Origin of the sequence: Tabrizicola sp. (assembly GCF_041911175.1) — a bacterium.
GTDB lineage: Bacteria > Pseudomonadota > Alphaproteobacteria > Rhodobacterales > Rhodobacteraceae > Tabrizicola.
The window spans coordinates 16,773-32,286 of record NZ_JAYRPN010000079.1; the positions used below are offsets into that span (position 1 = coordinate 16,773).

At 68.6% G+C, this 15,514-nt stretch carries 16 protein-coding genes and 1 tRNA gene; 6 read left to right on the forward strand and 11 right to left on the reverse strand.

The window, feature by feature from the left end; translation table 11 throughout:
- From ACE3P6_RS10305 to hutU, 3 genes are read left to right on the forward strand one after another with little or no spacing between them, the layout of a single operon-like run.
- Entirely contained in the window at nucleotides 1-1,143 is a 1,143-nt protein-coding gene (locus ACE3P6_RS10305; protein ID WP_374394532.1) for a CaiB/BaiF CoA transferase family protein, read from the forward strand.
- Nucleotides 1,136-2,275 carry an acyl-CoA dehydrogenase family protein gene (locus tag ACE3P6_RS10310; protein ID WP_374394533.1) on the forward strand — a complete coding sequence of 380 codons (1,140 nt, stop codon included), beginning with the start codon at nucleotides 1,136-1,138 and terminating at the stop codon, nucleotides 2,273-2,275. Before ACE3P6_RS10305 ends, ACE3P6_RS10310 begins: the two co-directional genes overlap by 8 nt.
- Before the next feature lie 9 nt (nucleotides 2,276-2,284).
- Nucleotides 2,285-3,970 carry a urocanate hydratase gene (gene hutU, locus ACE3P6_RS10315; protein ID WP_374394534.1) on the forward strand — a complete coding sequence of 562 codons (1,686 nt, stop codon included), beginning with the start codon at nucleotides 2,285-2,287 and terminating at the stop codon, nucleotides 3,968-3,970.
- A 106-nt stretch (nucleotides 3,971-4,076) separates the two neighbouring features.
- Here hutU and ACE3P6_RS10320 read toward each other — a convergent pair whose 3' ends face one another.
- A complete protein-coding gene (locus ACE3P6_RS10320; RefSeq protein WP_374394535.1) occupies nucleotides 4,077-4,712 on the reverse strand; it encodes a YdeI family protein in 636 nt (211 codons plus the stop codon).
- Between the two features lie 235 nt (nucleotides 4,713-4,947).
- Between ACE3P6_RS10320 and ACE3P6_RS10325 the strand changes: the two genes are divergently transcribed.
- Nucleotides 4,948-5,103: a hypothetical protein gene (locus ACE3P6_RS10325; RefSeq protein WP_374394537.1), complete on the forward strand. Its 156-nt coding sequence runs from the start codon at nucleotides 4,948-4,950 to the stop codon at nucleotides 5,101-5,103.
- Nucleotides 5,104-5,152: 49 nt separating this feature from the next.
- Here the strand turns inward: ACE3P6_RS10325 and ACE3P6_RS10330 are convergent, their stop codons facing one another.
- Entirely contained in the window at nucleotides 5,153-6,100 is a 948-nt protein-coding gene (locus tag ACE3P6_RS10330) for a CehA/McbA family metallohydrolase (RefSeq protein ID WP_374394540.1), read from the reverse strand.
- A gap of 251 nt (nucleotides 6,101-6,351) precedes the next feature.
- On the opposite strand from ACE3P6_RS10330, the gene ACE3P6_RS10335 reads away from it, so the two are divergent.
- Nucleotides 6,352-6,627, forward strand: coding sequence for an ArsR/SmtB family transcription factor (locus ACE3P6_RS10335; RefSeq protein ID WP_374394811.1), 276 nt, complete (start codon nucleotides 6,352-6,354; stop codon nucleotides 6,625-6,627).
- Here the strand turns inward: ACE3P6_RS10335 and ACE3P6_RS10340 are convergent.
- From ACE3P6_RS10340 to ACE3P6_RS10370, 7 genes are all read right to left on the reverse strand, one after another.
- Nucleotides 6,624-7,346, reverse strand: coding sequence for an SDR family oxidoreductase (locus ACE3P6_RS10340; RefSeq protein WP_374394543.1), 723 nt, complete (start codon nucleotides 7,344-7,346; stop codon nucleotides 6,624-6,626). The two genes, ACE3P6_RS10335 and ACE3P6_RS10340, sit on opposite strands and share 4 nt — an antisense overlap.
- On the reverse strand, nucleotides 7,343-9,028 hold the full coding sequence (locus ACE3P6_RS10345) for a glycosyltransferase family 4 protein (RefSeq protein ID WP_374394546.1): 1,686 nt from the start codon (nucleotides 9,026-9,028) through the stop codon (nucleotides 7,343-7,345). The genes ACE3P6_RS10340 and ACE3P6_RS10345 overlap by 4 nt, the downstream gene beginning before the upstream one ends.
- Nucleotides 9,028-9,831: a methyltransferase gene (locus tag ACE3P6_RS10350; protein WP_374394548.1), complete on the reverse strand. Its 804-nt coding sequence runs from the start codon at nucleotides 9,829-9,831 to the stop codon at nucleotides 9,028-9,030. Before ACE3P6_RS10350 ends, ACE3P6_RS10345 begins: the two co-directional genes overlap by 1 nt.
- A 41-nt stretch (nucleotides 9,832-9,872) precedes the next feature.
- Nucleotides 9,873-10,694 carry a metal ABC transporter permease gene (locus ACE3P6_RS10355; RefSeq protein WP_374394549.1) on the reverse strand — a complete coding sequence of 274 codons (822 nt, stop codon included), beginning with the start codon at nucleotides 10,692-10,694 and terminating at the stop codon, nucleotides 9,873-9,875.
- On the reverse strand, nucleotides 10,691-11,521 hold the full coding sequence (locus ACE3P6_RS10360; protein WP_374394551.1) for a metal ABC transporter permease: 831 nt from the start codon (nucleotides 11,519-11,521) through the stop codon (nucleotides 10,691-10,693). The genes ACE3P6_RS10355 and ACE3P6_RS10360 overlap by 4 nt, the downstream gene beginning before the upstream one ends.
- A 267-nt stretch (nucleotides 11,522-11,788) precedes the next feature.
- On the reverse strand, nucleotides 11,789-12,640 hold the full coding sequence (locus tag ACE3P6_RS10365; RefSeq protein WP_374394552.1) for a manganese/iron ABC transporter ATP-binding protein: 852 nt from the start codon (nucleotides 12,638-12,640) through the stop codon (nucleotides 11,789-11,791).
- Between the two features lie 9 nt (nucleotides 12,641-12,649).
- Nucleotides 12,650-13,543, reverse strand: a complete 894-nt coding sequence (locus tag ACE3P6_RS10370; RefSeq protein ID WP_374394554.1) for a metal ABC transporter substrate-binding protein — start codon at nucleotides 13,541-13,543, stop codon at nucleotides 12,650-12,652.
- Between the two features lie 130 nt (nucleotides 13,544-13,673).
- On the opposite strand from ACE3P6_RS10370, the gene ACE3P6_RS10375 reads away from it, so the two are divergent.
- Nucleotides 13,674-14,327: an imm11 family protein gene (locus ACE3P6_RS10375; RefSeq protein ID WP_374394556.1), complete on the forward strand. Its 654-nt coding sequence runs from the start codon at nucleotides 13,674-13,676 to the stop codon at nucleotides 14,325-14,327.
- Here ACE3P6_RS10375 and ACE3P6_RS10380 read toward each other — a convergent pair.
- Both ACE3P6_RS10380 and ACE3P6_RS10385 read right to left on the reverse strand, forming a co-directional pair.
- Nucleotides 14,324-15,433, reverse strand: coding sequence for an AbrB family transcriptional regulator (locus ACE3P6_RS10380; RefSeq protein WP_374394557.1), 1,110 nt, complete (start codon nucleotides 15,431-15,433; stop codon nucleotides 14,324-14,326). The two genes, ACE3P6_RS10375 and ACE3P6_RS10380, sit on opposite strands and share 4 nt — an antisense overlap.
- Nucleotides 15,419-15,495: transfer RNA gene (locus ACE3P6_RS10385), tRNA-Arg, on the reverse strand. Before ACE3P6_RS10385 ends, ACE3P6_RS10380 begins: the two co-directional genes overlap by 15 nt.
- Nucleotides 15,496-15,514: the final 19 nt, after the last annotated feature.

The window sequence follows — 15,514 nt, forward strand, 5'->3', positions numbered from 1 at the left end:
ATGAAACCGCTTCACGGCCTGCGCATCCTGGACCTGACCCGCGTGCTGGCGGGGCCGTTCTGCACGGCGCTGCTGGCTGATCTCGGGGCCGAGGTGATCAAGCTGGAACCGCCGCAGGGTGACGATTACCGCCATATCGGCCCGTTCCTGCAGGGGGAATCGGCGCTGTTCACGCTGATGAACCGGGGCAAGCAGTCGATCGTGCTGGACCTGAAGGACCCCGCCGCACAGGCGGTCGCCCGGCAGATCGCGCTGGCCTGCGACGTGGTGGTGGAAAATTTCCGCCCCGGCGTCGCCAGCCGTCTGGGACTGGGCCCGGAACTGCGGGAGGAAAAGCCGTCGCTCATCCATGCCGCGATTTCGGGCTTCGGCCAGTCCGGCCCTGCGGCGCATCTGCCGGCCTATGATCTGGTCGCGCAGGCGATGTCGGGGCTGATGGCGGTGACGGGGGAAGAGGGTGGCGCGCCATTGAAGGTGGGGGAAAGCTACGGCGACCTGATGGCGGGGCTTTATGCCAGCTGGGCGATCCTTGCGGCGCTGTACCGGCGACAGGCGACCGGCGAGGGCGCGACCATCGACGTTGCCATGTTCGACGCGCTGTTCTCGCTTTTGCCGACCGCCCATGCGGTGCAGTTCTACGCCGGGGCCGAGCCGCGCCGGGTGGGCAACCGCCATCCGCTGTCCACCCCCTTCGGCTGCTTTGCCTGCGCCGATGGTCCGGTGGTGATCGCCGTACTGGGCGACCGGCAGTGGCAGGCTTTGTGCGCGCTGATCGAACGCGGGGATCTGGCCTCCGACCCTGCCCTTGCCACCGACGAAGGCCGCACCTTGCAGGAACCCCGCATCCGCACCGCGATTGAGGGCTGGAGCGGCACGCATCCGGCTGCCGAAGCCGCCGAGGCGCTGGCGGCGGCGGGGATTCCGACCGCCGTGGTGCAAAGCCTGGCCGAAGCCGCCGCCAGCCCGCATGCCCGGGCCCGGGGTCTGGTGGCCGACCTGCCGCATCCGGTGCTGGGCCATGCGCCGACCGTGGGCCAGCCGGTGCGCTTTGACGGCGCGAAGCTGGTTGCCGCCTCCTCGGCCCCCGCTCTGGGAGCCGACGGTGCCGCCATCCTGCATCGTCTGGGGATCCATCATGGCTGACCTCTTCCACATGCTGCCCGAAGAGGAACGCGCCTTCCTCGACATACTCGACCGGTTGTGCGCGACGAAGATCGCCCCGGAAGCCGCTGAAACCGATGAGGAATCGCACTTCGTCCGCCGTCAGCTCGCGCAGCTTGCCGAAGCCGGGATGCTGGGCGCCAACCTGCCGGAGCCTTTCGGGCCGGGCATCTCGGCTGAGTGCCTGCTTGGCGCGGTGGAGATCGTGGCGGGGGCCTGTGCCTCTACCGCCTCGGCCTTGACGGCGCATTATCTGGCGACGGATTCGCTGCATCTCGGCGGCGATGCGGCCTTGCAGGCGCGCTACCTGCCCGCTGCTGCCGAGGGCCGCAGCCTTGGCGCCTTTGCCCTGACCGAGCGCAACGCGGGCTCCGACCCCGCCGACATGAAGACCCGCGCGGTGCGCGAGGGGGCGGGCTACCGGCTGAAGGGCGCGAAATGCTTCATCTCGAATGGCGGGGTGGCGGATTTCATCGTGGTCTATGCGGTGACCGATCCTGCGGCGGGGCATCGCGGCATCTCGGCCTTCGTGGTCGACAAGGGCACGCCGGGGCTGGTGCCGGGGCGGGCGGAACGGACGATGGGCCTGCGCGGCGGCCATGTCTGGGAACTGGATTTCGACTGCTGGCTGCCCGAGGCGAACCGCCTTGGCCCGGAAGGCACCGGCTTTCGCACCGCGATGAAAGTGCTGGACAACGGCCGGGTCGAGGTTGCCGCGATGGCGATCGGCATCGCGCAGGCGGCGCTGTCTGCGGCGACCACTTGGGCGAAGACCCGGATCATCGGTGGCGTGCCGCTGGCCGACCGCCAGGGCATCCGCTGGCAGCTGGCCGACATGGCGACCGACCTTTCCGCCGCCCGCCTGCTGGCGCTGGAAGCCGCGCGGCAGCGCCAGGCCGGTCAGCGCTTCACCAGTGCCGCGTCGATGGCCAAGCTCTACGCCTCGGAAATGCGCCACCGCGTCACCGACGGCGCCCTGCAACTGCATGGCGGCTACGGCTTCACCCGTGACATGCCGCTTGAACGTTACGCCCGCGATTGCCGCATCCTGCGGATCTACGAGGGCTCTTCCGAAATCCAGCGCACGATCATCGCTGGCCACCTTCTTGCCTGAGAGGTTCCCATGACCAACCCCCGTCACAACCTGCGCGACATCTACCCGCCGACCGGCCCGGAGAAGACCGCGAAGACCTGGGCCGGCGAGGCCGCGATGCGGATGCTGATGAACAACCTGCATCCCGACGTGGCCGAAAACCCGCATGAGCTGGTGGTCTATGGCGGCATCGGCCGGGCCGCCCGCACCTGGGAGGATTTCGACCGTATCGTCGCGGGGTTGAAAGACCTGGAGGCCGACGAGACGCTGGTGGTGCAGTCCGGCAAGCCCATCGCCATCGTCCGCACCCATGTGGACGCGCCGCGGGTGTTGATCGCGAACTCGAACCTCGTGCCGCACTGGGCGACCTGGGCGCATTTCAACGAGTTGGATAAGAAGGGCCTGATGATGTACGGCCAGATGACCGCCGGGTCCTGGATCTACATCGGCACGCAGGGCATCGTGCAGGGCACCTACGAGACCTTCGCCGAAGCGGGCCGCCAGCACTATGGCGGCAATCTGAAGGGGAAATGGATTCTCACCGGCGGTCTGGGTGGCATGGGCGGGGCGCAGCCCTTGGCCGCTGTGATGGCCGGGGCCTGCTGCCTGGCGGTCGAGGTCGACGAGACGCGGATCGATTTCCGCCTGCGCACCCGTTACGTCGACGCAAAGGCGAAGACGCTGGACGAGGCGCTGGCGATGATCGCGGACTGGACCGCGAAGGGCGAGGCGAAGTCGGTGGGCCTGCTGGGCAACGCGGCGGAGGTCTTCCCGGAACTGCTGAAGCGGATGCAGGCCGGGGGGATGCGACCCGACATCGTGACCGACCAGACCTCGGCGCATGATCCGCTGCACGGCTATTGCCCGGCGGGCTGGTCGGTGGCCGAATGGCGGGCGAAGCAGGAAACGGACCCGGCGGCGGTGGAAAAGGCCGCGCGCCATTCGATGCGGACCCATGTCGAGGCGATGGTCGGCTTCTGGAACGCAGGCGTTCCGACGCTGGATTACGGCAACAACATCCGGCAGGTGGCGAAGGATGAAGGCTTCGAGAATGCCTTCGCCTTCCCCGGCTTCGTGCCCGCCTATATCCGGCCCTTGTTCTGCAAGGGGATCGGGCCGTTCCGCTGGTGTGCGCTGTCCGGCGACCCGGAGGATATCGCCAAGACCGACGCGGCGATGAAGCGGCTTTTCCCCGAGAACCAGCACCTGCACCGCTGGCTGGACATGGCGGGCGAGCGGATCGCGTTTCAGGGGCTGCCCGCGCGCATCTGCTGGATCGGGCTTGGCGACCGGCACCGGGCGGGGCTGATGTTCAACGAGATGGTGGCCTCGGGTGAGTTGAAGGCGCCGATCGTGATCGGGCGGGATCATCTGGATTCGGGGTCGGTCGCAAGCCCGAACCGGGAGACGGAGGCGATGCGGGATGGGTCGGATGCGGTTTCCGACTGGCCGCTCCTGAACGCGCTGGTCAACACCGCGAGCGGCGCGACCTGGGTGTCGCTGCATCACGGCGGCGGGGTCGGCATGGGGTTCAGCCAGCATGCCGGGGTGGTGATCCTGGCGGACGGGACGCCGGAGGCGGCGAAGCGGCTGGAGCGGGTCTTGTGGAACGACCCGGCCTCGGGGGTCTGGCGGCACGCGGATGCAGGCTATGAGACGGCCATCGCCTGCGCGAAGGAGCATGGGTTGCGGCTGCCGGGGATCTTGGGGAACTGATGGGTCCACGCTTGGCAGGCCGTTGGTTCCCTGTGGACTCAAGGGGTTGCCTGTGGGCGTCTACGCTGGGTTCACCAAGGGGAGTCGGGCTGAAGCCCGACCTACGTCAGTACTCCGTGGCACCTTTCCCGGCCATCATCTTCGCGCGGCCCTTCTCGATACGCGAAAGGCGCGTGGCCGGGGTCTTTGAGCTGGTCAGATGCAGCGCCCAGCTTTTCTGCCGCCCGGGGGTGAGGGCGGCGAAGGCCTCGGCCAGTTCGGGATCGGCATCCAGCACTTCAACCAGTTCGTCGGGGAGATCAATCTCGGTCGGTTCCTTCGGCGGCAGGAGGCCCTGCTCGGCGTAGCCCATCGCCTCGGCCAGATAGGCACGGATCACCGGTTCCAGCCGGGCCGGACCATCGTTGTCGGTGAAGCGGAGGCAGTCGGGGTGTTTCGTGTTCGGTCCCTGCCTCTCCAGCACACCCTCGGGGTCCCGCATCAGGGCGGCGTTGAAGAAGGTCAGGCGGAAATCGCCCCGGAAGGCGCCGATGATGGCGATGTTGCGACCGGCGTGCATGTAGCAGGGATGGCCCCATTTCGCGGTTTCGGTCAGGCCCGCTTCGGTCAGGATGCGGCGCAGGGTGAGCAGACCCGCAAGCCACAGGCGGGTGGAGCAATCGGGCGTCGCGAAACGGTCGCAGCGGCCGCAGCCTTGGGCGAAATAGGTGTCGGGATCGGCGATCATCGCGCGGTCGGGCATTCGGGGCCTCCTTCCCGGGGACAGTTTCGGCGTTGGGCGGCATCGGCGCAAGGCTGGACAGGAAACGACGCCCCTCGTCGTGCAACAACGCGGCGGATTTCATCCGATCGTTCGAGATCGCGCCCCTTTCCACGAAGTCGCCATCATCTTTCCCGGATTTTCCTTGGATCGGCCATTCGCGGCACAACTTATGCGTGCGAAATCCATTAACCAACACCGCCAAGGGGAGAAGGCCATGACCCGTTCGAAATCAGTGCTGACCTGGTGCCTGCGGGCGGTGTGGCGCGAAGATCCGGCGCTGCGGCGGATCGAACGGCTGAAAAGCTACCGGACCAACCCGGTGAAAGCCGCCGTTCCGGTGTTCTTCACCCAGAAGGTGACGCTGGGCTGACCCTGCGGCCCCCAAACAAGGCAAGCTGACCGACCGGGTGCGCGGGGGTCTACAGGATGCGGGGGTTCCGGCCCGCCTCGCGCCAGATCGGGTTTGACCAAGCGCGTTTCCCGGCGGCGTCGATCACCGAGATGCGCACCCAGGGCGAGCCGAGCAGACGGTCAAGCGGCACTTCGCAGCGCGTCATGGAATGGCCGTGGACGCCCCTGGCCCCCGTGCCCCAACCCATCGCCACCACCGAAACCGCGGCAGAGCATTCGACCACCACCTTGTCGCCGTCGAGATGCACGTCATGGATCTGCGGGCCCTGCGAGGAATAGAAATCGCCGCGCTTCAGGGCAGCCAGCAGCGCCTCGGGCGTGTTCTCGGTGGCCTTCACCATCACCCAGCCGCCGAAATGGTCGGGCTCGTGGAAATGCGCGTCGTCGGTGGCGATGAGGGAAAGCCTGCGGCCTTCGGTCAGAAGAAGGTCGGCGATCCCTGCCCCGTCCGGCCGGTCGCAGCCGGTGGCGCAACCGTGGTTGTAGATCTCGACCGCATGGGCGGCCTCGATGGTGCGGGCGTCGGCCAGCGTCAGGCCGGACCATTGCGGGTGGGCGATGGCGACGAAGGCCCCGGCGGCGACGGCGCGGGCGGCAATGGCTGGGCCCGACTCCTGCCCCGGCTCGGCGATGAAGCTGGTGGTCGTGGGCGGCGCGAAGTCATCGGGAAGACCCACGGCGAGGATGTGCCACAGCTCGCCGTTCGACTGCGCGCCGGAGTGAAGCTCGGCGCCGATCAGGGTGGTGAAGCCTTCGCTGCGGAAGGGGCGCGTGTCGACCATCGGATAGCCGTAGATGCCGATGAAATGGTCGGTGAGCGCAAGGAAATCATAGCCTTCGGCCCGGTAGCGGCGGCAGACCTCTTCCGGCGAGAGCACGCCGTCGGAGCGGGTGGAATGGGTGTGCAGGTTGCCGCGCCAGAAGCGGCCGGGGGCGGTGAAGGCAGAGGGGCGCATCGCGAGGATCCTTCGGGCAAGCGGTTTCGCAGGGGTATGCGCCCCGGGGGCGCAGGGTGGCCCCGGCGTTCGGCGGAACCTTGCCCGGTGGCGGCGGGCACGGCAAGTGCCTGTCGTGACGGGCCGGGAAACATGGTATCAGCCTGCAATGTGAAGTTGTGCAGGACCGAGTGATGAAGATGGATCGTGTCAATCCGCGCCCTGGCCCCGACGGGCTTTCGGCAGGCGAGGATCAGGACATTGCCACCTGGATGGCGAGTCGGGCCGATGGAATTGCCAGTTTTTTCAAGGCGATGAGCCACGAAGGCCGACTGATGATCCTGTGCCACCTTGCAGCGGGCGAGAAATCGGTAACCGAGCTGGAAGGGCTTCTGGGCCAGCGCCAGGCCGCCGTCAGCCAGCAGCTTGCCCGGTTGCGGCTGGAGGGGCTGGTCAGCACGCGGCGCGAGGGCAAGGCGATCTTCTACGCGCTGCAGGACAAGCGGGTGATGGGTCTTCTGCGCGAGCTTCCGGCGCAGTTCGACTAGCCGCGCCCGATATAGGGCATGTCGCGGGCCATGATCGTCACGAAGGGCGTGTTCACGTCCAGGGGCAGGCTCGCCATGTGCAGGACCATGCGGGCGACGTGATCCACATCCATCACCGGCTCCACCCGCGTCGCGCCATCGGCCTGGGGCACGCCCTTGGTGAAGGCGGCGGCCATGTCGGTCAGGGCATTGCCGATGTCGATCTGCGCACAGGCGATGTCGAAGGCGCGGCCATCGAGGCCAAGGGTGCGGGTCAGGCCGGTCACGGCATGTTTCGACATGGTGTAGGGGGTGCTGCCGGGGCGCGGCACATGGGCCGAGATCGAGCCGTTGTTGATGATCCGGCCCCCCTGCGGCGACTGGCGGCGCATCAGGCCGAAGGCGGCGCGGGCGCAGAGGAACATGCCGGTGATGTTGGTGCGGCTGAGGTCCAGCCAGGTCTCCACCGGGATTTCGTCGATCGGCGCGGCGGGGGCGGAGATGCCGGCGTTGTTGAAGAGAACGTCGAGGCGGGGAAGCTCGGCAAAGGCCGCATCGACCTGGGCCGGGTCGCCCACGTCGGCAGTCAGGATACGGGCCTTGTGCGCGCCTGCGGTTTCCTCCAGCGCGGCGCGGCGGCGGCCGAGGAGCGTGACCTCCCAGCCTTCGGCGAGGAACAGGCGGGCGGTGGCGCGGCCGATGCCCGCCCCGGCGCCGGTGATCAGGATCGAACGGGTCATGCGGGCACCTGCTGCAGGTAGTGGTACTTGAAGAGCCAGAGCGAGACGCGCGCGATCGTCGCGGCGGGCAGTCGGGTGGCGGCGGCGATCTCGGCCTCGGTCGCGCCATTGGCGCCGGTCGCAGCATAGGCGGCAAGCACCGTCTCGATCCGGGCGGGGTCTTCCAGCAGGCGGCGGCGGGCGGCGTAGTTCCGAAGCGTGAAGGTCTCGGTCGCCGAGGGGCGGTCCGGGGCGGACGTGGCGGCGAGGCGGCGGTCGGCGGGGGCAAAGCGGGTCGGATAGGCCGCGAACATCTGGTCGACGGCGGGACCGACAGGGATGCGGCCGGGGTCGCGCCGGGCGATGGCCGGGCCGCCTTTCGCGCGGGCATGCGCCAGCATCGCCGCCTGTTCACCCCAGAGCGCCTGCATCTGCGGGATCACCGCCGACCAGTCGAAGAGCCGCCGCACCCGGTCGCGCGCGGCAGCCCCCATCCGCGCGCGCAGGGCGGGGTCGCGGGCCAGCGTCCCAAGGGCTTCGGCCATCGCCCGGACATCCAGCGGGGTCATCGAGGAGATCTGGCTGAGGTACTGCAGATAATTGTCGGTCCCGCCGAGGTAGCGATGGCTGACATAGGTCGACAGCCCGCCGCGCGGCAGTTCGGTCGGGATGCGGAAGCCCACGTCCGGCGTGACGGTGTCCTTCATCCCGTCCCAGTCCGAGACGATGACCGGCAGGCCCGCCGCCATCGCCTCGATCGGCGCCAGGCCGAAGGTTTCCTGCAGGTTGTCGATGGGAAAGACGAAGACATCGCCGCCCGAAAGCGTGGCCTTGCGGTCGTCCGCGTTGGCCCCGTCGAGGACATGGTAGCTGCAGGAGGGCATCAGCCGGGCGGCGGCGGTGGCATAGGTCGCCTGCCAGAACGGTTCGGAGAACTGGCCGCAGAAGACGAGGTGCAGTCTGGTGCCATCCGCGCGCAACGCGGTCGCGGCAAGCTCCATCGCGAGGAAGAGCGGCAGCGGGTCGAACTTCTCGTCCGGGGTCAGCCGCGCAATGGTGACGGCGACCAGATCGCCCGGGGCGGCGCCGATGCGGGCGCGCAGGCCCTCGCCAAGCGCCGGGTCGGGCTGGAACGCGGCGCAGTCGACCCCGAGCGGGATCACCGGCAGCAGCGGGCGGGCGGGCAGGACGGCGCCGGGGAAACGTTGGGAGAGATGCGCCTCGGCCAGTTCCATCAACCGGCGGACCGAGGCCTGCACGGAGCGCGACGTGCAGATCATCGCGTCCCAGGGCATCTGCGGGGCGGAGCGCAGGTCGAAGAGCGCCTGCATCACGTTGCGTGTGGCGGTGGTGTGGGTGATGCCGCAAAGCGCCCAGGCCGCCGCACCGTACGGGGCGCGACGCCAAAGCTCGGTCGAGACAAGGGGCGCAGGGTATTGCACGACATCGACCGGGGCAAGCGCCTGTGGCGCGTCCAGCCGGACGGCGCGCAGGGGGCGGGTCACGCCCATGCCGTGCGCAAGGTCGGCGAAGGCGGCATGGTCCGCCTGGGTATGGGCCAGCGAGACGAATTCCGTGACATCGCCGTGCGCGAAGAAGCCGCGCAGGAAGCTTTCCCCCGCGACGCGGCGACCGTTGATACCTTTCTTCGTCGGGTCGAAGCCATCGGAGGCATACCAGATTGCGGCAGTCGTTGCAGGCATCAGCGGCGTTCCATCCAGAGCCAGGGGGTCGGTGTCGCCCGCCATTCCCAGAGCAGGAGCAGGCGGTCGAGGTCGGAGAGCGCCTCGCTCCAGTCGGGCAGGAGATCGGGGCGGAGGGCGCGGTCGATCCGGGTCACGCGGTGCGTGGGTGCGAAACGCTGCGTCAGCGTGGCAAGGAGGCCGGGGCGCAGGGCTTCATGCACCTCGACGAGGATGTCGGCCTCGGTCAGGGCCGGGGCGCTGGCGGGATCAAGCAAGCGGTCCTCGGCACCCTCGATATCGCAGAGAAGGAAGGTCGGGGCGGCGGCGCAGAGCGCGAGGTCCTGATGCGTGACCTCGGGGCCGATGACGACTTGCGCCTCGACGCCGTTCGCGCGGGCGAGATCAGCGCAGAGGTCGCGGGCGCGCGGATCGCTGTCGCGGGCATGGACGGTCGCCTGCGGCATCCGGCGGGCAAGGCCGACGGCGTAGTAGCCTTCGGCGCAGCCGATATCTAGGATCTGTGGATAGGCGCGGGCGATGACCGTCTCGATCACGGGGTGCAGCGAGGCCTCGTAGCAGCCCAGAAGCCGGGCCGCGCGACCGCCTTCCGAGGCGGGGACCGGGTAGGACATGCCGGCGAAGGGTCCGGCGGCGACCTCGGCCCTGCCCCTTGCGGCCAGCGTGTTCGCCAGCACGATCGAACGCCATTTCGCCAGTTGGCGCAGCTGCGCCGCGAGCCGCGCCGGGCCGGGCGGCGCGCTGGCGATCCGGGCCAGGCTTGCGTCGATGGCATCGGTCAGGGCGGTCGGGCCTTGGGTCATGGCCCATCGGTAAGGGCTTGGCCGCGTCGCGTAAAGCCGGTTCAGGCGCGCCGGGTCTGGATCACCCGGCGCAGGAAGGCCGCAAGGAACGTCGCGGTGAGGATCAGGATGATCGTCGGCGCGGGGGCCGAGTCGAGGTGGAAGCTGGCCCAGAGCCCGGTGAGCATGGCGAGAAGGCAGACCAGCGTGGCGGTGATCAGCATGGCGCCGAAGCTGCGGGTGGTCAGGAAGGCGATGGCCCCGGGCGCGATCAGGAGGCCGATGGCGAGGATCAGTCCGACCGAGGACAGCGTGGCGACGATGGTCAGCGCGAGGATGGCGAGAAGGCCGTAGTGCAGGAGCTTCACCGGCAGGCCCGAGACCTGCGCCTGCGCCGGGTCGAAGGCGTGCAGCATCAGGTCGCGCCAATTCAGGGTGAGGATCAGGGTGACGGGCAGGGCGATGAGGGCGGCGGTGATCAGGTCCCCCTGCCCCACGCCCAGCATGTTGCCGAAGAGGATGTGGTCGAGGTGGATGTCGGTCGGGAAGGCGGTGATCAGCACCACTCCGCTGGCGAACATGGCCGAGAAGACCACGCCCATCACCGTGTCGCGCTTGATCCGGCTGTTGTCGGCCAGGTAGCCGGTCAGGAGCGCCGAGCCGAGGCCCGCGACGAAGGCCCCGACCAGCAGGGGCGCGCCCGCCATATAGGCCAGCACGATGCCGGGCAGGACGGCGTGGCTGACGGCGTCGCCCATCAGCGCCCAGCCCTTCAGGACCAGGAAGCAGGAGAGGAGCGCACAGGGCGGGGCGACGATCAGCGCGATCCAGAAGGCGTTCTGCATGAACGGGAACTGGAAGGGTTGCAGCAGCGCGTCGATCATGCCCGCGCCCTCAGTTTTGCGGCGAGTATCCCGTGTTTCGGGGCGAAGACGAAGGCCAGGGCGAAGAGCGTGGTCTGCAGGAGGACGATGATGCCGCCGGTGGCGCCGTCGAGGAAATAGCTGAGATAGGCTCCGGCGAAGCCGCTGGCGGCGCCGATGCTGGCGGCGAGGGCCAGGAGCCGGGGAAAGCGGTCGGTCAGGAGGTAAGCGGTGGCCCCCGGCGTGACGACCATCGCGACGACGAGGAAGGCCCCCACGGTCTGCATCGCGGCGACGGTCGAGGCGGAGAGGAGGGTGAAGAAGACCACTTTCAGGAGGTCGGGCTTGAGACCGATGGTGCGGGCATGCGCCTCGTCGAAGAAGGTGACCATCAGGTCCTTCCAGAGGAGGAGGAGCACGGCGGCGGAGACCCCGCCGATGATGACGAGTTGCAAGGTGTCGCCGGGGGAGATGGCGAGGATGTTGCCCATCGTGATGGTCTGGATCGAGACGGAGGTCGGGTAGATCGAGATCAGGAACAGGCCGAGGCCGAAGAAGCTGGTGAAGATCAGGCCGATCACGGTGTCGGTCTTGAGGCCCGTGCGGTTGGAGAGGACCAGCATGGCGGCAGCGGCGAGGCCGCCGGAGAGGAAGGCGCCGAGGGCGAAGGGGAGGCCGAGGATATAGGCCCCCGCCACGCCGGGGACGACGGAATGCGAGAGCGCGTCGCCGATGAGGGACCAGCCTTTCAGCATGAGATAGGCGGAGAGGAAGCCGCAGACGCCGCCGACGAGGGCGGAGACCCACATGGCGTTGGTCATGTAGCCGTAGGCGAAGGGTTCAAGCATGGGGGCGCTTCCTTGGCCACATACCCCCCCACCCCGGCCCTCCCCCACGGAGGGGGGAGGGAGGCGCGGAACAGGATGCGTTGGCGCCGAAGAGTCGGACGGGGCGGCAGGTGCGGGTGTCAGCGTCGGCGCTGAGCGGGTTCGGGCGGGTTTCGAATCGAGCGCTGGCGCGCAAGTCTTTTGTCTCGCCGTTTTGCGTGAAGAACGCAAAACGGCTCGGATGATTGCCTCCGGCGGGGATATTTGGGCAAATGTGAAAGGCAAAGGTCATTCGTCGCCCTTCCGGCCGTAGTGCACAAAGGGGCGTTCGTCGTCGGTGAGGATGGAGATCTCGCGGGCGTCGTCGTCCTCGTGCAGGTCGGGGCCGCCGAGGGTGAAGTGGCGCAAGACGCCGCCGAAGGCGCGTTCCAGGTTCGCGCGGGTGAAGGTGGTTTCCGTAGGGCCATAGGCGAGGACGGTGCCCTTGACCAGCACGGTGCGGTCGCAGAAGTCGGGGACCGAGCCGAGGTTGTGGGTGGAGACCAGCATCACATGGCCCTCGTCGCGGAGGCTGCGGAGAAGGGCGATGATCTGCTCCTCGGTCTTCACGTCGACGCCGGTGAAGGGCTCGTCGAGAAGGATGATCCGGCCCTCCTGCGCCAGCGCCCGGGCGAGGAAGACGCGCTTCTTCTGGCCGCCGGAGAGTTCTCCGATCTGGCGGTGGCGGAGGTCGGTCAGGCCGACGCGGGCGAGCGCTTCGTCCACCTTGGCGCGGTCGGTGGCGGAGGGGCGGCGGAGCATCCCCATATGGCCGTAGCGGCCCATCATCACCACGTCTTCCACCAGCACCGGGAAGGACCAGTCCACCTCCTCGGCCTGGGGGACATAGGCCACGAGGTTCCGGCGCAGCGCCTCGCGGACCGGCATCCCGAGCAGGCGGATGGTGCCGCGCGCGACGGGGACGAAGCCCATGATCGCCTTGAAGAGGGTGGATTTGCCCGCCCCGTTCACGCCGACGAGCGCGGTGATGGTGCCGGTGGGGATCTGGAAGCTGGCGTCGGTGAGGGCGGTCAACCCGTTCCTGTAGGTGACGGTGACGCCTTCGGCAAAGATGCCCTCGGTGGTCGGGGTGTCGCGCATGGGGCGCCCTCAATTTGCCGGCGCAAGGCCCTTGGCGATGGTTTCGGTGGTGACTTTCAGGAGGTCGAGATAGGTCGGGACCGGGCCGTCGGGCTCGGACAGGCTGTCGACGTAAAGGATGCCTCCGAAGGCCGCGCCGGTCTCGCGGGCGACCTGTTCGGCGGGTTTCGAGGAGACCGTGCTTTCGCAGAAGACCGCCGGGATCCGGTGTTCGCGCACGCCGTCGATCACCGCCTGGACCTGGCGGGGGCTGCCCTGCTGGTCGGCGTTGATCGGCCAGAGATAGAGTTCCGACAGGCCGAGGTCGCGGGCCAGGTAGCTGAACGCACCCTCGCAGGTGGCGAGCCAGCGGTGGCCTTCCGGCAGGGCGGCGATCTCGGCTTTCAGCGGGTCGAGCGCGGCGGCGAGCGTCGCCTTGTAGGCCTCGGCATTGGCGGCATAGGTCGCGGCATTGGCGGGATCGGCGGCGGAGAGCGCGGCCGCGATGTTGTCGACGTAGATCGCGGCGTTCGACAGGCTCATCCAGGCATGGGGGTTGGGTTTGCCGTCATAATCGCCGCCGGTGATCGAGATCGGCGCGATTCCGTCGGTCAGCGTGGCCGAGGGCACCTCGCCCAGGTTCGCCAGGAACTGCTCGAACCAGCGTTCGAGGCCGAGGCCGTTCCACAGGATCAGGTCGGCGTCGGAGGCGGCGACGATGTCCTGCGGGGTGGGCTCGTAGCCGTGGATTTCCGCGCCCGGCTTGGTGACGGAGACGACATCGACCCCCTCGCCCGCCACGTTGCGCGCCATGTCGGCGATCACGGTGAAGGTGGTGACGACCTTGAGCCGGTCCTGCGCCTGCGCGGCAAACGGCAAGGCGAGAAGGCTGGCGATCAGCAGGGCACGGCGGCGAAGGCGCATGGGCGCTCCTTGGGTTGCGACGAGTAGAATGTAAATGAGAAGCATTTGCAAGAAGGCAAGGATGATGGCGCAGGAATTCCTGCCTTGCCGCCCTGCCCCGCCTGCGCCAGACCGGCGGCGAGGTGCCCCCATGACAGAAGACCGCCACCCCTTTTCCGAACCCTGGACCGAGGCCGAGCGCCGGGAGAAGGGCCGATACTTCCTGATCGGGCCAAGCTTCTGGCCCGCGGGCGGTTTCCCGAAGATCGACTTCGCCAATCGGGACCGGCTGCGGCGGCCCGGCTCCTACACCATCGAGCCGCCGAACGGCGATCCCGACCAATACCCCGAACGACCGCATCTGGTGCACGAGCCGAAGGGCGGCAAGACCAACGGGTTGCCGCGTGACTTCGAGATGCTGGCGTCGCTGTGGATCATCTCCGAACCGCTGAAGCAGGTGTTCCAGGCGGTCGACCCGGAGGCCTTCGCCTTTGCCGCCTGCGACTTTACCCTGTGGGACGGGACGCCGGGGCCGCAGCTTCACCTTTGCAACGTGGTGCGCGAGCTGGACGCGCTGGACGAGGCGGGTTCGCGGCTGAGGATCAAGACCGGCGACTATGTGAACGGCAAGTACTACAGCCGGTCGGGCGGGGCTGCGCTGCGGTTCCGGCCCGAGGTGGTGGGCCGGGCGCATATCTTCGCCTCACCCTATTCGATGGACGTGTTCTGCGACCGGGTGCTGCGCGACGCGCTGGTTCGGGCCGGGCTGAAAGGGGTGCGCCTGCAGGATGCGACGCAGCTTTAGCGCTGGACGAGCCGCACCAGGATTGGCGCGAGAACGATCACCACCAGGATGCGCACGACATGGTGCAGGGCCACGAAGGCCACGTCGGCGTGGATGGCCAGCGCGATGAGGCCCATCTCGGTCAGCCCTCCCGGCGCGAGCGCGAGCATCGCCTGGTCGATGGCCACACCGGCGGCGGCCTGCAGGGTGAAAGCGCCGAGAAGCGCGAGGCAAAGGGTCAGCGCGGTGGCCCCGAGGCTGTAGAGCCCGGCGCGGAACAGCATCCGCGTGTCGATGCCAAGGAAGCGGCAGCCGAGGATGGTGCCAAGCGCCACCTGCGCCGCGTTGATCAGCATGCCGGGCGGTGCGCTTTCGGTGATCCCGGCCATGTGGATCGCCGCCGACAGGATCAAGGGGCCGAGGAAGGTCGGCGCGGGCAGGTGCAGCCTTGGGCCAAGGACGGCCCCCAGCACGGCGCAGGCGACGAGGATGGCCGCGTCCTGCACCTCGAGCGCCGTCCCGGCGACCGCGCCGCCCGCCGCCCCCACGTTATAGCCAAGGACAAGACGGAAGAGCACCGCCATCAGCCCGATGGTCAGAACGATGCGCAGGGAATGGGCCAGCACGATGGCGGGCACGTCGGCGCCCTTGGCCTCGCCAAGCTCCACCATCTCGGACAGGCCGCCGGGCATTCCCGCGAAATAGGCGGTGGTCCAGTCCTGCCTTGCGACGAAGCGATACCAGGGCACGACCACGGCGGCGACGGCAGCAAGGTAGACGATCAGGATCGAGATCGTCACCAGCGCCTCGCCCGCCTGGCCGATGACGGCGGGGGTGAAGCGTGAGCCTAGGAGCACGCCGATCACCGCGACGATGGCGGGTCGCAGGCGCATCGGCCCAAGGACCGGCAGGCCTGCGACGGCTGCGGTCATGGTAACGAAAAGTGCGCCGAGCATCCAGGGCAGGGGCAGCGAGAGGGCGTAGAAAGTGAACCCGCCCAGGGTTCCGAGGGCAAGACCGGCGGCGATGCGGGCCAGTGGCGGCAAGGATTCGTCCAGGGTCAGGCAGGCCCGGCGATGGACCAGCGACGGGTCGGAGCGGGCGGGAGGGGCTGGCGCACCCAGCACGATTCGAACGTGCGACCTTTGCCTTCGGAGGGCAACGCTCTATCCAGCTGAGCTATGGGTGCCTGCGGCTGTCCTTAGCCG